Source organism: Marinobacter sp., assembly GCF_041686475.1.
GTDB lineage: Bacteria > Pseudomonadota > Gammaproteobacteria > Pseudomonadales > Oleiphilaceae > Marinobacter.
This window is the reverse complement of the sequence record NZ_JAWLDU010000127.1, coordinates 1-3,290: the sequence shown is the minus strand read 5'-3', so window position 1 is coordinate 3,290 and position 3,290 is coordinate 1. Positions and strand designations below refer to the sequence as shown.

At 59.3% G+C, this 3,290-nt stretch carries 3 protein-coding genes and 1 pseudogene; all 4 read left to right on the top strand.

Annotation, left to right across the window (positions count from 1 at the left end):
- Window positions 1-378 (top strand): annotated as a pseudogene (locus ACESMB_RS15065) (MSHA biogenesis protein MshJ); the annotation flags it as partial.
- 1 nt (window position 379) lies between these two features.
- On the top strand, window positions 380-694 hold the full coding sequence (locus ACESMB_RS15060) for a hypothetical protein (RefSeq protein ID WP_372972000.1): 315 nt from the start codon (window positions 380-382) through the stop codon (window positions 692-694).
- Window positions 691-2,421, top strand: a complete 1,731-nt coding sequence (gene mshL, locus ACESMB_RS15055) for a pilus (MSHA type) biogenesis protein MshL (RefSeq protein WP_372971999.1) — start codon at window positions 691-693, stop codon at window positions 2,419-2,421. Before ACESMB_RS15060 ends, mshL begins: the two co-directional genes overlap by 4 nt.
- Window position 2,422: 1 nt before the next feature.
- Window positions 2,423-3,262, top strand: a complete 840-nt coding sequence (locus ACESMB_RS15050; protein WP_372971998.1) for an ExeA family protein — start codon at window positions 2,423-2,425, stop codon at window positions 3,260-3,262.
- The last annotated feature ends 28 nt before the right edge of the window (window positions 3,263-3,290 follow it).

Here is a 3,290-nt window from a genome sequence, read left to right as displayed (position 1 = left end):
GCTGAAACCACAGGGCGTCTGATTGCGCCCCGGGCAATGGTTGTACTGTTGCGGGATATGCTTGCCGCACAGGATGAACTGGAACTCCTGGGTGTGGATCTTCTGGCGCCGGTGCCGGTTTTTGACAAGGAGTCCAGAAGTACCGGAGACGGGAACAGCCAGGACGAAACTGCAGAGCCGCTTTTGTTTGCCCACGATGCAGAAATCGTCCTGCGTGGTGGTTACATGGATGTGCTGGCCTATCTGGAAAAGCTCGAGTCCATGGATGCCCGGTTGGGGTGGGTGCTGCTGGAATATGATTCCAGCGATTACCCTGATAACGAAGTCCGGATCCGGGTGCGTACGCTGAGCCTGGATCGCGCATGGCTGGGAGTGTGATATGCGGCTGCTGTTGATTGCCACGCTGGTTCTGGCATCCTCCTCCGCTCTGGCCCTTCAGGACCCGACCCGTCCGGATGGCTTTGGAACGACCCTGCAGGCGCAGGTTCCGGAAAAAGAGTTCAGCCTGGCGTCGATTTTTATTGGTAACGATCGCAGGGTGGCGGTTATCGATGGTGTTGCCCGCAGGGAGGGGCAGACATTCGAGGGTGTTCGCATCAGGCGGATCCACCCGGACCGGGTAGAGCTGGTCGATCAGGGACGAGTGCGCGTTTTACGCCTTGAACCCCTTCCGCAAGTGCGGAGTTCGCAATGACAGAGAAACGAGCTGCTATGACACTGAACCGAACGTTTCTGACCCTGTTGCTGGCCGTGTTTCTGACCGCCTGTAGCAATAATCCATTAACGCGCTCCAGTCAGGCCACCTCGACAGATGCGGCGACCGCTATTGAAGATGCCATGGCAGAGGCGGAAGCTGAACAGCGGCAAAACGCGAGGGCAGATGCAATGTCCGGCGAGGTGCCGGAAGATGTCAGCGCCGCGCTCATGCCTTCGTTATCCGCTGCAGCAGACGATGAAGACCGCTTTGATGTGAATGCCCGGGGCCTGACCGCCGGGCCGTTCTTCGAGGCATTGGTGGAGGGCAGCCGTTACAACGTGGTGGTTCATCCCGACGTTCAGGCAAGCATCGACCTGCGCCTGAAGGATGTAACAGTCCCTGAGGTCATGGATATTGCCGGCGATCTTTACGGCCTGGATATCCAGCGCAGCGGCCGCCTTTTCAGGGTGCGGGCCAACAGTGTCCAGACCCGAATGTTTCCGATCGACTATCTTCACTTCAAACGCAGTGGCGGCTCCGAAACCCGTGTCAGTTCCGGGCAGGTGAGCAGCGCCCGTGACAATTCGACCGGGGCTGATTCAACCCGCGGCGACAGTGGCGACAACACCACGGCGAACCTCGTGGGTACAAGAATTTCCACCGAAACCGAATCGGACTTCTGGCAGGACATCGAACGCGCCCTGAAGATGATCATCGGAACAGACAACGGCAGCCAGGTGATCGTGAACGCCGGGGCGGGGCTGGTCATGGTCCGGTCGGATGGTGATTCGCTCAGGCAGGTGGAGGAATACCTGCGCCGCACCCAGCTGATCATGCAGCGTCAGGTTGTTCTGGAGGCGAAGATTCTGGAAATTGGCCTGAGCGAAGGTTACCAGCAGGGCATTAACTGGGCGGATGTCCAGAGTGCATCCAGCATTACCGCCTCAGACGGGTTGCCCGAAGACTTTACCGCCCAGGCTCTGGCCGGGCAGGCAGTCAGTACCTCCGACATTGGCGGGCTGTTCTCCGCGAGTGTCAGGGCCGGAGATTTTACCGGGCTGATTGAACTGTTGGGGGAGCAGGGCAATGTGCAGATCCTGTCGAGCCCGCGAATCTCCACGGTGAACAACCAGAAAGCCGTGATCAAAGTGGGTACGGATGAGTTCTTCGTCACCGACATCGACTTCGATGACAACAACTCGGCGGTTACGGCCACTGACCGGACCTCCACGTCGGTCGAACTGACGCCGTTTTTCTCCGGCATTTCCCTGGATGTCACCCCCCAGATTGCCGAGGACGGCGCCATTACCCTGCATGTTCATCCCTCAGTCAGCGAAGTGAATGATCAGGAAAAGGTCATCACCGTGGGCGACCGGGATGTGACACTTCCCCTGGCCCGCAGCACCGTTCGCGAAACAGACAGTGTCATCCGTGCCGAAAGTGGCCAGATTGTGGTGATTGGCGGGCTGATTCAGAACAGCAGCGAGGACAACAACTCCGCGGTGCCTTTCTTCAGCGAAATTCCGCTACTGGGTGAGCTGTTCAAACAGCGTCGCTTCGAGTCCCGCAAGAGTGAGCTGGTTATCCTGCTGCGCCCGGTGGTGGCCGGTAGCGAGCAGATGAATGCTGATGTGTCGTCCAGCCGTGAACGCATGCAGGTTCTGCGAGAGCTGCTGGAGTCTTCCGAGTCTGTCAAACCCGAACCGGAGAAAGCCCAACGCTAGCATGTACGAAGCCCATTTCGGACTGCAGGAAGCACCGTTTGCATTGACGCCCAATACCCGCTACTTCCTTCGGGCCCGTAGCCATAGCGATGCGCTGGAATTGCTGCTGGTGGCGTTGCGTGAGCGGGAAGGCTTCATCAAGATCACCGGCGAGGTGGGTACCGGCAAGACCCTTCTGTGCCGGCTTCTGCTCAACGAGCTGGAACAGGATGCCCACACCGCCTATATCCCCAACCCGAACCTGACGCCGGATACGCTTTACGAAGCGGTGGCCGAAGAACTGGGCGTGGATGTGGCGAAGTGTGCCAACACGCATCAGATACTCAAGGCGCTGAATGAACGCCTGATCGCCCTGGCTATGGAGCAGCGGCAAGTGGTGCTGGTGATTGATGAAGCCCAGGCCATGCCCGAGGAAACCATCGAGGCTCTGCGGCTGCTCACCAACCTGGAAACCGAAAGCATCCGGCTGTTACAGGTGGTGTTGTTTGGCCAGCCTGAACTGGATGTGCTGTTGCAACGGGACAGCATGCGCCAGCTGCGACAGCGCATCACCTTCCAGTATCGCCTGGCGCCGCTGGACAAAGTCTCCGTGGCGCAGTATCTCAGGCACCGCCTGGCCCAGGCTGGTTACAATGGTGGCGAGCTGTTTGCGCCTGCTGCGTTGCGGCTTATCTCCCGGTCTTCCGGTGGTATTCCGCGGCTGGTCAACATCATTGCCCACAAGTCGCTGTTGTCGGCCTGGGGCCAGGGCGACCGGCAGGTAGGGCGATCCCACGTCATGCAGGCCATCCGCGATACCGACAGTGCCCATTTACCCAACCTGCTGGTGAGGTGGTTATGAGCCTGCTTAACGATGCCCTGCGCGCGGC